Genomic DNA, 16,028 nt, shown 5'->3' with positions numbered 1-16,028 from the left:
GGGCTAAACTTAACAGCAACATTTGCCGTTAAGGAGACATGACCTCCATTTCCACACTCTCCAACTGGCAGCCGCTCGCCCCGCGCCCGCCTGCCGCCGGCGCCCAGAAGACCGCTACCGCGGCTAACGACTGGTCCGCGCCCTCCGCCATCGTGAAGCTCAGTCCCGCCAGCCTGGCTGCCGCCAAACAAAGCGAAGCCGACCAGGCTGCCTTGCCGCCCACCACCGCCGCCCGTTTCAGGGAGCTGGGCAGCGCCATGCTGGGCCAGATCGGCGCCGGCGCCGTGCTCCCGGTGGACCAGGCCAAGCTGCCGGAAGCGGTGGACAACAAGTTCACCCTCAGCATCACCACGCGCAGCGGCGTGAAGGTGGAACTGAGCCTGGCCAGCCTGGACGACGGCATGGCGTTGCAGATGAGCGCGAGCGGCGACCTGAGCGAAGACGAGCGCAAGGCGCTGTCCAACCTGGCCGCTGGTTTCCAGAACGCCATCGACGGCATGGCGCTGGACGAGCCGCAGGTGCGCCTGGGCGCCCTCGCCCAGTTCGACAACCAACTGCTGCAATCGGTGGATTTCCACGCCGAGGTGAAACAGGACACGCTGCCGCCCAGCACCCAGTCGCTGGACTTCCACGCGGACGGCAAGCAGCGCAAGGTGAGCATAGACGGCGCATCCGGCAAGGCCGAGGTGAACATCGACACCAGCAAGCTGGAAAGCCTGGGCACCAAGGAACAGCAGACCAAGGCCATCAACAGCTATCTGAAACAGTTCGACCAGGCCACCGCGCGCGGCCATGGCGACGCCAAGCTGATGACCATGTTCAAGGACGCGTTCTCCGACATGAGCCGCACCGCCACCCGGTCGGAGGCGCGCGACACTGGCCTGTCCCTGCCGGACAACAAGTGGACGCTGGCGGCCGAAGACCACGCCGTGCTCACCGGGCTGGCCGACTTCAGCGCCTCCGTCACCCAGGCCACCAAGTGGCCCAACCCGCTGCGCCTGGGCGAAAAAGACAGTTTCGAATATGAAGTGTCGCAGAACACGCGCACGGAAGGCGAGCGGCGCGACAACCGCTCCATTTCGCAGAACCAGCAGGCCAAGCTGAGCGCGCGCTTCCATGAGCCGATCAAGAAAGGCGGCGAACTGAATCTGGACGTCACGCCGAAATCGCAGAACTACGACTACCACCTGGTCAACGACAGTGCCAGCAGCAACGTCGAACTGGGCTACAAGGATGGCAAACTGTTCAAGGCAACCCTGCAGCAAACGGCCAGCCAGTCCGAGCAGGTGCTGAAATACGTGCTGGGCAAGCAAGTATCCAACAAGACCACGCCGTCCGATTACAGCCTGGAGCGCGACTTGATGCCGGCCCTGGCGCCGTATCAGTCTGCGCGCACCACCAACAGCGACGAGGAAACGGGCGAGGCGCGCAACGAGCGCCGGCAGCAAAGCCTGTCCGCCCTGCGCGACAATATGCTCCTGCTGGCCACGCCGAGCGAACTGGCCGCCCGCGCCAGGGGTATCTGACGTCCGGACTTGCATATTGCATGAGGGCCATGTGGCGGCTGCCGGCCAGGATCGTGTAATATGGTCAACCCATGAAAACAATCGCAGTCATTGGCGGCGGGATTACCGGCGTCACCACCGCCTATGCCCTGGCCAAGCGCGGCCTGGACGTCACCTTGTATGAGCGTCACCGCTATCCGGCCATGGAGACCTCGTTCGCCAACGGCGGCCAGCTGTCGGCCTCCAACGCCGAGGCGTGGAACCACTGGTCCACCGTGGTGAAGGGGCTGAAATGGATGTGGCGTCGGGACGCGCCGCTGCTGGTGCGCCCGGCGGCCAGCTGGCACCAGCTGTCCTGGTTCGCCGAATTCGTGCGCGCCATTCCGCGCTACCGCAGCAACACCATCGAGACGGCCCGCCTGGCCGTGGCCGCCCGCCAGCACCTGTACGCCTGGGCCGCGGCCGAGAACATCGAGTTCGACCTGAAACGCCAGGGCATCCTGCACATCTACCACGACAAGCCCGGTTTCGAGCATGCGGCGCAGGTGACGCGCCTGCTGGCCCAAGGGGGACTGGAACGGCGCGCGGTCACGCCGTCCGAAATGCGGGCCATCGAACCCACCCTGGCCGGCGACTACTACGGCGGCTTCTACACCGAGAGCGACGCCAGCGGCGATATCCATAAATTCACGGTCGGCATGGCTGCCGCTTGCGAGCGGCTCGGCGTGCGCGGCGTGTACGGGCGCCCTATCGAGAGCCTGTCGCGCGGCACGCACGGCATTGCCGTGGGCGCGCAGGACGACCGCTACGATGGCGTGGTGATCTGCGCCGGCACCGGCAGCCGCCGCTTCGCTGCCATGCTGGGCGACCACGTGAACGTGTATCCGGTCAAGGGCTATTCCATCACCGTGAACCTGACCACGCCGGAAAGCCAGCTTGGCGCGCCCCACGTGAGCCTGCTCGACGACGCCACCAAACTGGTGGCCAGCCGCCTCGGCCAGGACCGCCTGCGCATCGCCGGCACGGCCGAATTCAACGGCATGAACCGCGACATCCGCGCCGACCGCATCCGTCCGCTGGTGGACTGGGTCGAGCGCTGCTTCCCCAACGTCAACACGCGCTCGGTGGTGCCCTGGGCCGGCCTGCGGCCCACCATGCCGGACATGATGCCCCGCGTGGGCCGCGGCCGCGCGCCCGGCGTGTTCTACAACACCGGCCACGGCCACCTGGGCTGGACCCTGGCCGCCGTCACCGCCGACGCCGTGGCCGACGCTGTGCTGCAGTCCCGGCGCCCCTGACGGCCCCGCGCCGTGGAGCGCTCCCGCAGTTGACAGGCCCCGCATAGGCGCACAAACTTCGCCCATGCATGCCACTCCGTCCAAGTCTGTCCCCCGTAGCGTCAGCACCCGAAAATGGCTGGCGGCGAGACTGCTGTGCGCGGCGATTTCCCTGCCTTCCGCCGGCGCCGCAGCGGAACAGCTGGTGATCGATTACGTGGTCTCCAACACGCCCCAGCGTACCGCGTGGATACGCATCATCGACCGGTTTTCCGCCGCCAATCCCGACATCCAGGTGACGCACAAGGGCTATCCCCAGGAACAATACAAGCGCGATTTCACCGCCCGGCTACACAGCGGCGACGCAGACGTGGCGTTCTGGTATGCCGGCGAGCGGCTGCGCGATGCGGCCGAGAACAAGCTGCTCGCGCCGCTCGATGCCGCCACGGTCGCGCTGCTGAAGAAGTTGAAGTTCCACGCCCCCACCATCGAAGGTACGCGCATTGACGGCGAAGTCTACGGCTTTCCGCTCTACTATTACGTCTGGGGCTTCATCTACCGCAAATCCCAGTTCCAGCGCCTGGATCTGAAGCCGCCGGCCACGTGGAGCGAATTCCTGCACACCTGCGCGCGCCTGCAAGCGGCCGGCGTCACGCCGCTGGCCGTGGGCGCCAGGAGCGGCTGGCCTGCTGCCGCCTGGTTCGACTACCTCGACCTGCGCATCAACGGCATCGAGTTTCACCGCAGGCTGCTGCGCGGGGATGCGCACTTCACAGACGCACGGGTGCGCCAGGTGTTCGACGTGTGGGGCGACCTGCTGCGCAAGGGCTACTTCCTGCAAGCCACCATGGACCAGGAGATGGACCGCGTGCTGCCCTACCTGTACCGCAACCGCGTGGGCATGGTGCTGGCGGGGAGCTTTATCGCCGCCAGGTTTCCCGACGCGCTCGCCGCCGACATCGGTTTCTTCGCCTTTCCGGCCTACTCGCCGTCCATGCCCTCCTACGAGGAAGCGCCGCTCGACGTGCTGGTGCTGCCTGCGGGCGGCAAGAATCCAGCCGCCCGCAAGCGCTTCCTCGCCTTCCTGGCCGAGAGCGGATCGGTGCGCCAGATCGCCGAGGCCGATCAAACCATGCCGGCCCAACCCAGCCCGGCAGCGCCCACCATCCAGCTGGGCGAAGCCACGCGCGCCATCCTGGCCGGTGCTGCAGGACTGACCTACTTCTTCGACCGCGACGCCAAGGCCGAGCTGGTCGCGCCGGCCTATGAGGCCATGCGCCAGTTCCTCGCCGCGCCGCACGACACGGAACGGGCCGTCCAGTACATCGAAAACGCGCGCTCCAGGGGCAGGACCGGCGACATCACGCCCTAAGCCCGCCCTAACCCATAAGGGCGAAAGCGGACATTCAGTTCCGGCTATATCATATAGGGAGAGAAACTTATATTGCATACAGCCATGAATAGACATACCGGCGGGATCATCACGCGGAATTCGGACGAGGAGCGCGTGGCCGCACTGGAACGCCTGGGCATCCTCGATAGCCAGACCAATGAATATTTCGACGGTGTGACGCGGCTGGCGATGACCGTGTTCGGCATACCGGGCGCCTACATCTCGCTGGTAGACCGCGACCGCCAGTGGCTCAAGGCCGCCGCCGGCTTCTGCACTCCCGGCGACTCGCGCGAGGACTCGTTCTGCAACCACACCATCCAGGCCACCGACGTGCTGGTGGTCGAAGACATGCATGAAGACCCTCGCTTCCGCGACAATCCCATGGTCACCGGTCCGGACCAGATCCGTTTCTACGCCGGCGCGCCGATGCTCACGCGCGACGGCTTTGCCATCGGCGCCCTGTGCATCATCGACCGGCAGCCGCGCACCCTGGACCAGGCGCAGCGCAGCAAGCTGCAAGGGCTGGCGTCGCTGGTGATGTCCCACATCGAACTGCGGCGCGCGGTCGGCCACGTGGACGCGGTGAGCGGCATCCCCAACAAGTTCCAGCTGGAGGCGGACCTGAAGGAACAATGCGCCGCCGCCGAGGGCGAAGAGCGCGTGCTGCTGTACATCGACATGCCCGACGCGGCCAAGGCCTTTGAAATCGCCAGTGTGCTCGGCATCGCCGTGTACGACGACCTGGTGCGCTCGGTGGCGCGCCGCCTGTCCACGCTGTTCCGCCAGCGCGCCACGCTGTACCACGTGACCGACACCCGCTTCGCGCTGCTGTCCCGGGACAGCGCCTCGGCCGGCTTCATCGCCTTTGTGCACAGCCTCGACGCCGCGCTGCAGGAGCCGCTGCTGGGGCTGAACGTGCCGCTCAACCTGGACAGCTTCGGCGGCATTGTACCGTTCAAGCTGTGCCCGCAGTCCTCCACGGACGCGCCGCGCAAGGCGTCGGCCGCCGTCAACCAGGCGCTGATCGCCCGCCAGCGCTGGAGCACCTACGACCCGCAATCGGACGCCAGCCAGCAGCGCGCCTTCCGGCTGCTCAACAGCGTGCACCAGAGCCTGGCCGACAACGCCTTCCACCTGGTGTACCAACCCAAGCACGACGTGCGCACCGGCACCTGCCACGCGGCCGAAGCGCTGCTGCGCTGGCAGCACCCGGAACTGGGCTTCGTGTCGCCCGCCGAATTCATCCCGCTGATTGAAAAGACCGCGCTGATCGGACCGCTCACCGACTGGGTGGTCCGCGCCGCCATCCGGCAAACGGCGGCCTGGCACCGCCAGGGCCATCCCATCAAGATCGCCATCAACCTGTCCGCCTACAATTTCAACGAACCGGACATCAGCGCACGCCTGACGGCTACCTGCCGCGAATTCGGGCTGGAAACGCGCTACGTGGAGATTGAGTGCACGGAAGGCACGTGGATGGAAAGCCCCGGCATCCTGCAAGCCATGCACGACATCCGCGCCAGCGGCATGAGCCTGGCGCTGGACGACTTCGGCACCGGATACAGCAACTTCTCCTATCTGCAGAACGTGCCCGCCTCGGTGGTCAAGGTGGACCAGTCCCTGATCCGCAACGTACACACCAGCGCGCGCGACCAGCGCATCGTGCGCTCGCTGATCGCGCTGGCGCATGAACTCGACTACCAGGTGGTGGCCGAGGGCGTGGAAACCGCCGAGTCGCTGGGCCTGATCCGCGAGTGGGGCTGCCAGGTGGCGCAAGGCTACCATTTCGCCAAGCCGCTGGCGGCGGAGGCCTTCATCGAGCACGTGGAGCATGCAAGCAGCGCAAGGCTGTTATAGTTGCAAGCAGTTCTTCCACTCACGCCATCGATATGACTTCGTCCGCTCAAACTGATACCAGCCTGCCCCTCGACATGATTATTTTCGGGGGAATGGGCGACCTCGCCATGCGCAAGCTGCTGCCTGCGCTGTACATGGCCCACCTGCACGGCAACCTGCCGCCAGCGACCCGCATCATCTCCACCGGCCGCCAGGACTTCGACCGCCAAGCCTACCTGGCCTTCGTCGAGGAGCATTCGCGCTCCTTCATCACCGGCGGCAATTTCACCGAGGAGGCCTGGGCCAGTTTCCTGCGCCTGCTGGAGTTCGTGCGCGTGGACGTGCAGCAGGACGGCCTGGAGGCACTGGCGCGCGTGTCGCGCGCCGGCGCCGAGCGCGTGTTCTACCTGGCCACCGCGCCGTCCCTGTTCACCACCATTTGCGACAAGCTGGCCGAAGCCGGCCTGGTGGACCGCAACGCCCGCGTGGTGCTGGAAAAGCCGCTCGGGCGCGACCTGGCGTCGGCGGTGGAGATCAACGAGGCGGTCGGCAAGCATTTCGCCGAGTCGCAGATCTACCGCATCGACCACTACCTGGGCAAGGAGACGGTGCAAAACCTGATGGTGCTGCGTTTCGGGAATTCCATCCTCGAACCGCTGTGGCGCGCGCCTAACATCTCCAGCGTGCAGATCACGGTAGCCGAGGAAGTAGGCGTCGGCAGCCGCGCCGGTTTCTACGACAGCGCCGGCGCCATGCGCGACATGGTGCAGAACCACCTGCTGCAGCTGCTGTGCATCATCGCCATGGAGCCGCCCGCCTCGCTGGCGCCGGACGCCGTGCGCGACGAGAAGCTCAAGGTGCTGCGCTCGCTGCGCCGCTTCAGCCTGGCCGCCATCGCGCGTGACACGGTGCGCGGCCAGTACGTGCGCGGCGCCAACGGCAGCCAGGAAGTGCAAGGCTACCTGGAGGAGCCGAACGTTCCGGCCGGCAGCAGCACCGAAACCTTCGTTGCCCTGCGCACCTACGTCGACACCTGGCGCTGGTCCAAGGTGCCGTTCTACCTGCGCACCGGCAAACGCATGCAGCGCCGCTCGTCCAAGATCGTGGTCGAATTCGCCAACCCGCCGTTCCCGCTGTTCCCTGAAAATCCGGGCGGCGTGGCCAACCGGCTGGTGATCGAGCTGCAGCCCGACGAAGCCATCAAGCTGCAAGTGATGGCCAAGCAGCCCGGCAGCGGCATGCAGATGCAGCAGGTGGCGCTGAACCTCGATTTGCAGTCCGCCTTCCCGCAGCGCCGCGCCGAAGCCTACGAGCGCCTGCTGATCGACGTGGTGCGCGGCCGCCTCACCCACTTCATGCGCCGCGACGAACTGGAAGCGGCGTGGGAATGGGTGGAGCCCATCATCAACGGCTGGGGCACGCTGGCGGAGAAGCCGTCGTCCTACGCGGCCGGCACCTGGGGACCGTCCGAATCGTTCGCGCTGCTGGCGCGGGATGGGCACGCCTGGGTCGAGTAAGCGACATACCACACGCGTTTCCGTGCACGAAGTTGTAAATTGAAGTATTCTTTTCGACAATTTCCAACTTCGCGGGCCGCCTGCCCGCATGAAAGGAACCGCCTTGCCCAACTTGCCTTCTGCGCGCCGCGCCCTGACCATCACCGGCGCGCTGTGCGCCCTGCTGCTTGCCGGCTGCGCCAACCTCGGCGCCATCCAGGAATTTGCGAAGACCTCGGCCGACAGCGCCGCCTACACCAAGCTCACCGACGAATACATCAACAGCCCGGACACCAGCAAGCGCTATACGCTGGAGAGCGAAGCCGAGAAACGCGCCGCGCTGGACGCCCTGGCGCTGCAGCGCAAGCCGCAGGCGGCCAGGCTGCTGCTGATGCACCAGGCGCTCGCCAGCTACATGACGACGCTGGGCGAACTCGCCGCCGACGACCTGCCGGAGGCCGACACGGAACTGGACGGCATGTTCGACGCCGCAGCGAAGGCCAACTACATCGATGAATCGACCGGCGCGCCGCTGCGCAGCCTCACCAAGGTGCTGGCGGAAGCGGCCCTGAACGGCTATCGCCAGCGGGAGCTGAACAAGGTGATCGCCGCCGCGAACGCGCCGCTGCAGCAGCTCATTGCGCACCAGCTGACGATCATGGAGGGTTATCGCGAATCGCTCGCCGTGGAGCGCGCAATGCAGGTATCGCACCAGCGCGTGCTGTCCGCCATGGCGCGGGAGAAAGCCAGCGAACCCGTCGCCGCCGAGCTGATCTGGGAGCGCAGCAAGCTGACCGCCGCCCAATTCGCCCAGCGGGAACAGGCCTTGCCGAAGTACGTGGACACCCTGAAGCAGATCGCCGCTGGGCACCAGGCGCTGTATGACAACCGGGACCAGCTCTCGAGCAAGGAAGTGGCGGCGCAAATCAAGCGCTACACCAAGCGTATCCGGGCCGCTTTCAAGGCCGCGCGCACGCCGGCCGATGACGCCGCCGCATCCGCCGCAAAACCATAAAGGAGCCAGCGATGACCACCATAGTCCTGACTGCACAGCACGCGCTGGAACTGGCACGCGGCTTCCGCGAAGCCTCGACCGCGCTGGGCGACTATCTGTACGCGCCGGCCAACTGGCCGTCGCTGCCGGAAGCCGAGCGCGACAGGCTGCGCTCGCTTGAAGTAACCCTGCTCAATGTGGCGACCGACCTGGTCACCCAGGCCGTCGGCAAGTCGCTCGACGACGCCCAGCAAAGCGTGGACGAGCTGCTCGCGGCCACCAAACAAGCCAGAGAAGCGATCGAACGCATCAAGGATGTCAAGCACGGCATCGCCATCGCCACCGCCCTGATCGGCCTCGCCGCCGCGATCTCGGGCGGCAGCGCCGGCGCGATTTTCGGCGCGTTCAAGCTGCTCAAGGACACCATGGCGGACAAGGCCGGGAAGCCGGCCAAGAAAAAGGATGAGGCCAAGGCGTCCGGCGACGCCAAGGCTAAAAAGGCCAAGAAGAAGTAGCCGAAGAAGCAGCTGCGTCCCGGCCCAGGCTTACTTGCCGGCCGCCGCCGGCGGCGCGGATGGCTGCGGCGCCGGCAGCGTGTCCGGCAGCGCATCGCCCAGCAGCGCCAGCGACTCGATGATGGTCAGCCCGCTCTGCGCCGCATCGTTGGTCGACACGCCCGGCGCTTCCGTGGTCGGGCTCAGCACGTCCGGGCCGGACAGTGCGCGCGGCACGGCGCCGCGCCAGCGCGCCATGTTGTCGATGGCGACCTTGGCAAACGCCGGGTTCCTGGTCTGCGCGTAGGCATACGCTGCCAGACGCGGCCCGCCCTGGGCCTTTTCGACGTATTGCGCGGCGCCGCCTTCGGTGCCGGTGGCCTTGTCCTTCAACAGCACCTCGCCGGGCGCTTCGCCCAGGCGAGCGTATTGCAGCCACGCGGTGGCAAAGTCCTTCCTGCCCAGCAGCGGCACCAACTCGAACATCACCTGCGCGCCGCCCTGGATGGTGGACAGGTTGTACAGCACCGGCACCTGCTGCTGCTCCACCGGGTCCGGGATCGGCATCAGCTTGCCGGTGGCCGGGTCGTAGCCGACGGTCATGCTGCCGCGCCCCTTCAGGCGGCCGATCTTGCCGCCGCCCAGGTCCGGATTCAGGCCGTTCAGCACGCCCGAGCGCAGCCAGTACGGCATCTGCAGGATGGAATCAACACCGGCATTGATGCGGTCGCGCCACTTGCTGTCGCCGCTGCGCTCCCACTCCGTCATCCAGTTCCCGGCCAGCACGTACCAGTCGGGGCCGATGCGGATGCGGCCCGGATATTTCGGGTCCTGCGGCAACACCGGCTGGGCCAGTCGCATGGGGTCATATTTGATCATGGCCTGGTCGGATTCGAGCTGCTCGCGCATCACATCGCCGATGCGCTCGTCCGTGGTCAGGTAGTAGAACGGGCGCCAGTGCGCCGCCTGGCTGATGCGGCCTTCCTTGGAACCATCGCCCCACTTGACCACGTTGTGGCGCGAACCCAGTCCCTTCATCGGACCCAGGTGGTAGACATTGGTCTCGCTGGTATTGCGCGCCAGCGCCTCGGCCATGCGGAACAGGTCGGGACGGCCGCTGCGCACATAGCTGGTCCACAGCCACAGCACCGTGCCCAGTTCGGTGTTGTCCCAGGCGAAGCCGCCGTGGTCGTAGTTCCAGACGTGGCGCTTGAAGTTGTAGCTGTGGATTACGTCGCCATAGGTCCAGAAGCCGTACCAGTGGCGGTCCTCCTGTTGCTGCCGGTAGAACGCCAGCACCGAGTCGAGCTTGTCTTCCATCGCGGTGCGCGCCGGCGTGGAACGGTCGACCGGACTCCACACGCCGAACACCTTGGCCGACTGCAGATAGGCCGGGCTGGCCGCCAGCAGTGCGCGCGTGCTGCCGGCCCTGGCCATCGCGGCCAGTTGCTCGCGCGCCGGTACCGAAGCGGACGGATACAGCGTAAACTCGCTGGTCCGCGCCACGCCGTAGGCTTGCGACATGCCGTCCTGCACGTCTTCATAGGTGGCGGACAGGCCGTGCGCGCGGGTGGCGTAATGGCGCATGTCCATCGCCGGCGCGTCCGGGGACCACAGCCAGGCAGTCAGTTCGGCCGCGTTGCCGGCGGCGTTGCGGACGTCGAACGCGGCCGGGTAGCTTTGCCAGAAATCCTTGACGCTCACGCCCAGGCCACCGGACACGTCGCCCGCAAAGGCCAGGCCCGAGGAGCGCGTGCCCGAGTCGGAAAACACCCAGGTGCTGTGCGCGCCGGTGCGCTTGACGATGTTGAAGCCGTTCGGCGTCGGCTGGACCAGCTTGTAGTCGCTCCAGATCGCCAGCTGTTCCTTGTCCTTCACGCCGTAGTAGCGGCCACCGTCTATCTTCTGGGCGGCTACCTGGCGCGGATCAGCGTTCAGGTCGCCCGGCTGCAGCGCTTCCATCCACAGGCCGCCGTCCTTGCCGCTGAAGGCGACGTGGCGGTTATACACTTCCTCGCGCATCGGCACGGTGAAGCGCACGCCGAGGCCGCGGATGAAGTCCTGCTGCTGGTCGCCGTCGTAGGTGAACGTATGGACCACGCGGATGGCCGCGTCGCCCGCGTAGAAGTACAGGCGCAGCGAGAACGGCAGCCACGCGCGGCCGCCCTTGGCCAGCTTGTGCTTGCCCTCGACCTTGATCACCGCCCGCACCGGGCCGGTTTGCTCGACGGTCACCTTGTCGATCGCGGAGGCGAACGGTTCACGCGCCGGCATGGCGCCCTCCTCCGGGTCCGGCCCCTGCTGCACCAGCCCGACCAGGCGGCCGCCGCGCGCCACTTCACGGCCATCGACCGTGATCGTCTGGATCAGGTCCGTACCCCGCGTCCCCACCCGCACCTTCGCCGCGCCGGTGCTGACGTCGACAAAGCCGTCGCCCTGCTGCACGCTGAGGGCGGCGGCGGGCGCGGCGCCGGATGCCGCCGAAATCACATACGGCCCGGCCGCTTTCGCCACCGTAGCAAAGCCGCTGAACTTGAGCGAGCCGTCCGGCCAGTAAGCCAGCGGCCAGGTCTGCACCAGTAAGGCCTTGCCGTCCGGCCCCTTGAGCGCGAACGCTTGGTTCTTCGTCACGGCGCCCTGCGGCCACGGCACGCCCCAGCTCACGCCGCTGGCCAGCGCCGGCGCGTCGCCGACCCAGTTGACCGTGACACTAGCGGGCGCGGCCAGGCTCGCGCCGGCAATCAGCATTGCGGCCAGGCCGAGGCCAGCCATTCCAATTTTGTTCATTCTCATGTGTATCCGATGCCCAAATGAGCACAAAGGATATGCCACAAAGAACGACTGATGCGCTCAACTTTCTGACCAAACCCGGCCCGTGCAAGGGTGCGCAAGGCCAGCGGCGGCACATCCATGGTAGAGCCAACTTGGCCGGACCACGGTCTGAAAATTTGCCAATCAACATCAATGCGGATGACTGCGCCGTCGCCTGACCAAAAAAAGTTCCTCACGAATCCCGCGATGGCGTTTCACTGTCGGTTCTTACGGCGGCAACCTCGACCGGAGCTATGCTGACTTCCCCTGGATGTAGTTCTCTATCGCCTGGAGAATAAGCGGCTCTATGGCCAACGTATTGGACCACCAGTTGCCGGTGAGCTCCCCCAGCGCTTCCAATGTCTTGAACGGGATAAAGACCGGCATTGTACGATCTGGCATGGGAGCCTCCCAAAATCGGATTTACTAAGCGGCGTCGCCGCACCGCGAAACCGCGCGGCCCCAAGGGCAGGACTGCAAGGTTGAGGTCCCCTGTTCACGTCCCGCAAATCCGGGAAGAACGGAAAAAAGGCCCGCAACGTGAGGTTGCAGGCCTTTTTTCGGAATTCTTGGTGGGAAGTGCAAGTTTCGAACTTGCGACCCCTGCAGTGTGAATGCAGTGCTCTACCCCTGAGCTAACCTCCCGTTGAGTGCGAGCATTATAGCGCACCGATCACGTTTGTAAAAGGTCAAACGCGAAAATTCTTACGCGGCGGGAACGGCCAGCGCGGCGCGCCAGATGCACGCGCCTTTCACAGCCTTGTCCAGCCCGTTCAGCGTGTCTTCGTGTGCGGCCAGTTCTTCGTCGTCGGCGCAGACCACGATGAGGTCGGCCAGCGGCACCGGCTCCAGCAGCACGCCGCCCTCCTGCACTTCTTCTTCCTCGTCCATGCCCAGGCTGTTCTGGCCGCGCGTCATGGACAGGTAGACGTCCGCCAGCAGCTCGGCATCGAGCAATGCGCCGTGCAGCTTGCGGTGCGCGTTGGAGATGCCGAAGAAGTCGCACAGCGCGTCCAGCGAGTTGCGCTTGCCCGGACGCATCTCCTTGGCCACCACCAGCGTGTCGATCACGCCGTTGATGTGGTCGTCCACCGGCGGCATGTTGAGCATGCGGAACTCGTGGTTCAGGAAGCCCATGTCGAACGGCGCGTTGTGGATGATCAGTTCGGCGCCCTGGATGTAGTCGCGGAACTTGTCGGCGATCTCGAAGAAGCGCGGCTTGTCGCGCAGGAACTCGGTGGTCAGGCCGTGGACGTTCAGCGCGCCCTCTTCCGACTCCCGCTCCGGGTTGATGTAGACGTGGAAGTTATTCCCGGTCAGCATGCGGTTGACCAGCTCGACACAGCCGATTTCAATGACGCGGTTGCCCAGTTTGGGGTTGATGCCGGTGGTTTCAGTATCGAGGACGATTTGACGCATGGATTTCTTCAGGAATGACTAGGAGCAAACCGGGCAGTATAGCAAAGCCCGGCCCGGTGGACCCGGTTTGCCGCGCTTATTTGCGGACCGAGTCCACGCCTTTGTTGGCCAGCTGGTCGGCGCGTTCATTGCCGGGGTGGCCGTTGTGGCCGCGCACCCAGCGCCAGTCCACCTTGTGCACCGACTGCGCCAGGTCCAGCGCCTGCCACAAGTCGGCGTTTTTCACCGGTTCCTTGGCCGAGGTGACCCAGCCGCGCTTTTTCCAGCCGTGTATCCATTCGCTGATGCCCTTCTGCACATACTGGCTGTCAGTGTGCAGCACCACTTCGCAGGGCCGCTTGAGCGCGTTGAGCGATTCGATCACGGCGCGCAATTCCATGCGGTTGTTGGTCGTATTCAGTTCGCCGCCAAACATTTCCTTCTCGGCGCCGTCGGCGCGCAGCCATGCTCCCCAGCCACCGGTGCCGGGGTTGCCCTTGCATGCGCCGTCGGTAAAAATCTCAACCTTATCCATCCTGCTGTTCCCGCCTTTTGTTCGTTGCCGGCACGCCCGCCGGAGCGGTGGCCGATTTTTTGGTCCATGCCGGACCGATCAGGTGCATGCCTTTGACGCGCTTGACCGCCTGCACCATGTACACCGCACCGAAATACGGCCACGAGCGCTTCCCCACCTTGTCCATGAAGGCGTAGCGCTGCAGCCATTTCTCGGTGCGGCAAGCGGGCGCGTAGCAGCCGAAATGGCTTTGCGTGGCGCCCAGATTCAATAATTTTAACCAGTCTTTCAGGCGCGGCATAGAGATGAATTCGCCGTCGCGCGGCAGGAAATGGTTGCCGGTGATGCGCGCCGTCACGTGCCGCAAGCCCCACAGGCTGGCCGGGTTGAAGCCGCAGATGATGAGCTGGCCCTCCGGGCGCAGCACGCGCTCCACTTCGCGCAGCACCTGGTGCGGCTCGGCCGCGTATTCCAGCACGTGCGGCAGCACCACCAGGTCCAGGCTTTGCGAGGCGAACGGCAGCTCGGCGTAGTCGAGCGTGACGGCCACCTGGCGCAGCTCGCTGCCGTTGGCCACGCGCAGCGGGCGCGGGCGGGTATCGGCCAGCCATTTGCGCGGCATGCGGTTGGCGGCCAGCGTGTCGATCTGCGGCAGGCCGATCTGCACGGCGTTGAAGCCGAAGATGTCGGCCGTCAGCTCGTCCAGGCGCGCCTGTTCCCAGGCGCGCACGTAGGCCCCGGGCGGCGTTTGCAGCCAGCCGTCCAGCGCTATAATGGATTTTTCGGATGCCGCGCTATCCATGCCGCTTATTTCCTATGACTTCTGCCCGCACGCTTGCCGTCCTCACTGTTCCCGCCTTTAATGACAATTACCTCTGGCTCATCCACGACGGCGTCAACGCCGCGGCGGTGGACCCGGGCGACGCCCAGCCCATCCTGGCCGCGTTGAAGGCCCATGGGCTGACCCTTACCGCCATTCTACTCACCCACCACCATGCTGACCACACGGGCGGTGTCCCAGCATTATTACAGCATTACGCGGTGCCCGTGTACGGTCCGCGCAATGACGGCATCGCCGCCGTCACCCAACCGCTGTCCGAGGACGCCACCGTGGACGTGCCGGGCCTGGATTTGCAGCTGTCCGTGCTGGAGGTGCCGGGCCATACGCTGGGCCATATCGCCTACTTCCGCGCCGGCGACGAACCGTGGCTGTTCTGTGGCGACACGCTGTTTGCTGGCGGCTGCGGCCGCCTGTTCGAAGGCTCGCCGTCGCAGATGGTGGATTCGCTGAACAAGCTGGCCGCGCTGCCGGCCGAGACCAAGGTGTTCTGCGCGCACGAATACACGCTGTCCAACCTGCGTTTCGCCAGCGCGGTCGATCCCGGCAATGCGGCGCTGCAGGCGCGCGTGGAGGCGGACACGGCCAAGCGTGCGCGCGGCGTGCCGACCGTGCCGAGCACCATCGGCATGGAACGCAATACCAATCCCTTCCTGCGGTATGCCGAGCCGCAGATCGCCGCGCAGTTGGTGGCGGCGGGCAAACTGCAAGGCGGCGAAGCGCCGGTGGCCGTGTTTGCTGCGCTCCGGCAGTGGAAAAACACTTTCTAAGCGAGGCTCAATGAAACAGGTGACATGCTATTTCGATCCGATCAGCCCGTTCGCATGGCTGGCCAGCAAGGAAATCGGCCGCATCGAGGCGGCCGGCTGCACGGTGGAGTTCGTGCCGGTGCTGTTCGCGGCCATGCTCAACGCGCACGGGCAGAAAGGGCCGGCCGAAATCCCCGCCAAGCGCGTGCATACCTTCCGCGACGTAATGCGGCTGGCGGCGGCCAAGGGATTGCGTTTCACCGGGCCTCCGGGCCATCCTTTCAATCCCCTGCCCGCTTTGCGCATGAGCACGGCGATTGCGGATGCGGCGGCGCGCAAGCGCTTCGTGGTGGCGATGTATGCGGCGTGCTGGGAGCGCGGCGCGGACGCGTCGGATATGGACGTGCTGGCCGGGCTGGCCGATGAATGCGGGCTGGACGGCAAGGCGCTGGCGCAAGCCGCCGGGACGCCGGAGGTGAAGCAGGCGCTGGCGGCGGCCACCGAGCGGGCTATTGCTGCGGGGGTGTTCGGGGTGCCGACGTTTGAGTTCGAGGGGGAGTTTTTCTGGGGTGCGGACCGCATCGATTCGCTGCTGGCGCGCCTGGAGGGGAACCGCATCGATGAGGCCGCGTTGCAGGCGTTTCTGGACCGGCCTGCGCTGGCGCAGCGCAAGCCAACGTGACGCCGGCGGGTTACGCGGGGCATGCCCCGCTAACCCGCCCT

13 protein-coding genes and 1 tRNA gene are annotated in these 16,028 nt (G+C 66.0%); 9 read left to right on the top strand and 5 right to left on the bottom strand.

All coding sequences use genetic code 11. The features are described from left to right. Nucleotides 1-38: 38 nt before the first annotated feature. The 7 genes from ACFJI2_RS09690 (at nucleotide 39) to ACFJI2_RS09660 (ending at nucleotide 9,016) form a co-directional block, all read left to right on the top strand. Nucleotides 39-1,526, top strand: a complete 1,488-nt coding sequence (locus ACFJI2_RS09690; RefSeq protein ID WP_377704805.1) for a hypothetical protein — start codon at nucleotides 39-41, stop codon at nucleotides 1,524-1,526. A gap of 71 nt (nucleotides 1,527-1,597) precedes the next feature. Beyond that, nucleotides 1,598-2,803 carry a D-amino acid dehydrogenase gene (locus ACFJI2_RS09685; RefSeq protein ID WP_377704804.1) on the top strand — a complete coding sequence of 402 codons (1,206 nt, stop codon included), beginning with the start codon at nucleotides 1,598-1,600 and terminating at the stop codon, nucleotides 2,801-2,803. A 64-nt stretch (nucleotides 2,804-2,867) separates the two neighbouring features. Then, nucleotides 2,868-4,154 carry an ABC transporter substrate-binding protein gene (locus tag ACFJI2_RS09680; protein WP_377704803.1) on the top strand — a complete coding sequence of 429 codons (1,287 nt, stop codon included), beginning with the start codon at nucleotides 2,868-2,870 and terminating at the stop codon, nucleotides 4,152-4,154. Between the two features lie 84 nt (nucleotides 4,155-4,238). Further along, complete coding sequence (locus ACFJI2_RS09675; RefSeq protein ID WP_377704802.1) at nucleotides 4,239-6,032, top strand: putative bifunctional diguanylate cyclase/phosphodiesterase; 1,794 nt, start codon at nucleotides 4,239-4,241, stop codon at nucleotides 6,030-6,032. Nucleotides 6,033-6,064: 32 nt separating this feature from the next. Continuing rightward, nucleotides 6,065-7,528: a glucose-6-phosphate dehydrogenase gene (zwf, locus tag ACFJI2_RS09670; RefSeq protein ID WP_377704801.1), complete on the top strand. Its 1,464-nt coding sequence runs from the start codon at nucleotides 6,065-6,067 to the stop codon at nucleotides 7,526-7,528. A 103-nt stretch (nucleotides 7,529-7,631) separates the two neighbouring features. Continuing rightward, a complete protein-coding gene (locus ACFJI2_RS09665; RefSeq protein WP_377704800.1) occupies nucleotides 7,632-8,522 on the top strand; it encodes a hypothetical protein in 891 nt (296 codons plus the stop codon). An 11-nt stretch (nucleotides 8,523-8,533) separates the two neighbouring features. Next, the gene (locus tag ACFJI2_RS09660; RefSeq protein WP_377704799.1) at nucleotides 8,534-9,016 is read left to right on the top strand and encodes a hypothetical protein; all 483 of its coding nucleotides are present in this window, start codon (nucleotides 8,534-8,536) and stop codon (nucleotides 9,014-9,016) included. A 30-nt stretch (nucleotides 9,017-9,046) separates the two neighbouring features. On the opposite strand, the gene ACFJI2_RS09655 is transcribed toward ACFJI2_RS09660, so the two are convergent. The 5 genes from ACFJI2_RS09655 to ACFJI2_RS09635 form a co-directional block, all read right to left on the bottom strand. After that, nucleotides 9,047-11,782: a Tat pathway signal sequence domain protein gene (locus ACFJI2_RS09655; RefSeq protein WP_377704798.1), complete on the bottom strand. Its 2,736-nt coding sequence runs from the start codon at nucleotides 11,780-11,782 to the stop codon at nucleotides 9,047-9,049. A 594-nt stretch (nucleotides 11,783-12,376) separates the two neighbouring features. Continuing rightward, nucleotides 12,377-12,451, bottom strand: a tRNA-Val gene (locus tag ACFJI2_RS09650). Nucleotides 12,452-12,511: 60 nt separating this feature from the next. After that, nucleotides 12,512-13,225, bottom strand: coding sequence for a DNA polymerase III subunit epsilon (gene dnaQ, locus ACFJI2_RS09645; RefSeq protein WP_377704797.1), 714 nt, complete (start codon nucleotides 13,223-13,225; stop codon nucleotides 12,512-12,514). A gap of 76 nt (nucleotides 13,226-13,301) precedes the next feature. Further along, complete coding sequence (gene rnhA, locus ACFJI2_RS09640; protein ID WP_025595485.1) at nucleotides 13,302-13,739, bottom strand: ribonuclease HI; 438 nt, start codon at nucleotides 13,737-13,739, stop codon at nucleotides 13,302-13,304. Continuing rightward, nucleotides 13,732-14,520 carry a class I SAM-dependent methyltransferase gene (locus tag ACFJI2_RS09635; RefSeq protein WP_025595487.1) on the bottom strand — a complete coding sequence of 263 codons (789 nt, stop codon included), beginning with the start codon at nucleotides 14,518-14,520 and terminating at the stop codon, nucleotides 13,732-13,734. Before ACFJI2_RS09635 ends, rnhA begins: the two co-directional genes overlap by 8 nt. Before the next feature lie 14 nt (nucleotides 14,521-14,534). Between ACFJI2_RS09635 and gloB the strand changes: the two genes are divergently transcribed. Together gloB and ACFJI2_RS09625 are read left to right on the top strand one after the other, a co-directional pair. Beyond that, nucleotides 14,535-15,326, top strand: a complete 792-nt coding sequence (gene gloB / locus ACFJI2_RS09630; protein ID WP_377704796.1) for a hydroxyacylglutathione hydrolase — start codon at nucleotides 14,535-14,537, stop codon at nucleotides 15,324-15,326. A gap of 10 nt (nucleotides 15,327-15,336) precedes the next feature. Further along, entirely contained in the window at nucleotides 15,337-15,987 is a 651-nt protein-coding gene (locus tag ACFJI2_RS09625; protein WP_377704795.1) for a 2-hydroxychromene-2-carboxylate isomerase, read from the top strand. Nucleotides 15,988-16,028: the final 41 nt, after the last annotated feature.

The sequence above is a fragment of the Pseudoduganella sp. UC29_71 genome (genome assembly GCF_042693265.1).
Classification (GTDB): domain Bacteria; phylum Pseudomonadota; class Gammaproteobacteria; order Burkholderiales; family Burkholderiaceae_D; genus Rugamonas.
The sequence above is the reverse complement of the archived record's forward strand: the minus strand, read 5'-3'. Positions and strand labels throughout refer to the sequence as shown.

What these genes read in the sequence shown, in the direction of transcription:
- rnhA (WP_025595485.1), bottom strand. Translation starts at nt 13,739, where the DNA reads ATGGATAAGGTTGAGATTTTTACCGACGGCGCATGCAAGGGCAACCCC.
- gloB (WP_377704796.1), top strand. Translation starts at nt 14,535, where the DNA reads ATGACTTCTGCCCGCACGCTTGCCGTCCTCACTGTTCCCGCCTTTAAT.
- dnaQ (WP_377704797.1), bottom strand. Translation starts at nt 13,225, where the DNA reads ATGCGTCAAATCGTCCTCGATACTGAAACCACCGGCATCAACCCCAAA.
- ACFJI2_RS09660 (WP_377704799.1), top strand. Translation starts at nt 8,534, where the DNA reads ATGACCACCATAGTCCTGACTGCACAGCACGCGCTGGAACTGGCACGC.
- ACFJI2_RS09680 (WP_377704803.1), top strand. Translation starts at nt 2,868, where the DNA reads ATGCATGCCACTCCGTCCAAGTCTGTCCCCCGTAGCGTCAGCACCCGA.
- zwf (WP_377704801.1), top strand. Translation starts at nt 6,065, where the DNA reads ATGACTTCGTCCGCTCAAACTGATACCAGCCTGCCCCTCGACATGATT.
- ACFJI2_RS09655 (WP_377704798.1), bottom strand. Translation starts at nt 11,782, where the DNA reads ATGAACAAAATTGGAATGGCTGGCCTCGGCCTGGCCGCAATGCTGATT.
- ACFJI2_RS09675 (WP_377704802.1), top strand. Translation starts at nt 4,239, where the DNA reads ATGAATAGACATACCGGCGGGATCATCACGCGGAATTCGGACGAGGAG.
- ACFJI2_RS09690 (WP_377704805.1), top strand. Translation starts at nt 39, where the DNA reads ATGACCTCCATTTCCACACTCTCCAACTGGCAGCCGCTCGCCCCGCGC.
- ACFJI2_RS09685 (WP_377704804.1), top strand. Translation starts at nt 1,598, where the DNA reads ATGAAAACAATCGCAGTCATTGGCGGCGGGATTACCGGCGTCACCACC.
- ACFJI2_RS09635 (WP_025595487.1), bottom strand. Translation starts at nt 14,520, where the DNA reads ATGGATAGCGCGGCATCCGAAAAATCCATTATAGCGCTGGACGGCTGG.
- ACFJI2_RS09625 (WP_377704795.1), top strand. Translation starts at nt 15,337, where the DNA reads ATGAAACAGGTGACATGCTATTTCGATCCGATCAGCCCGTTCGCATGG.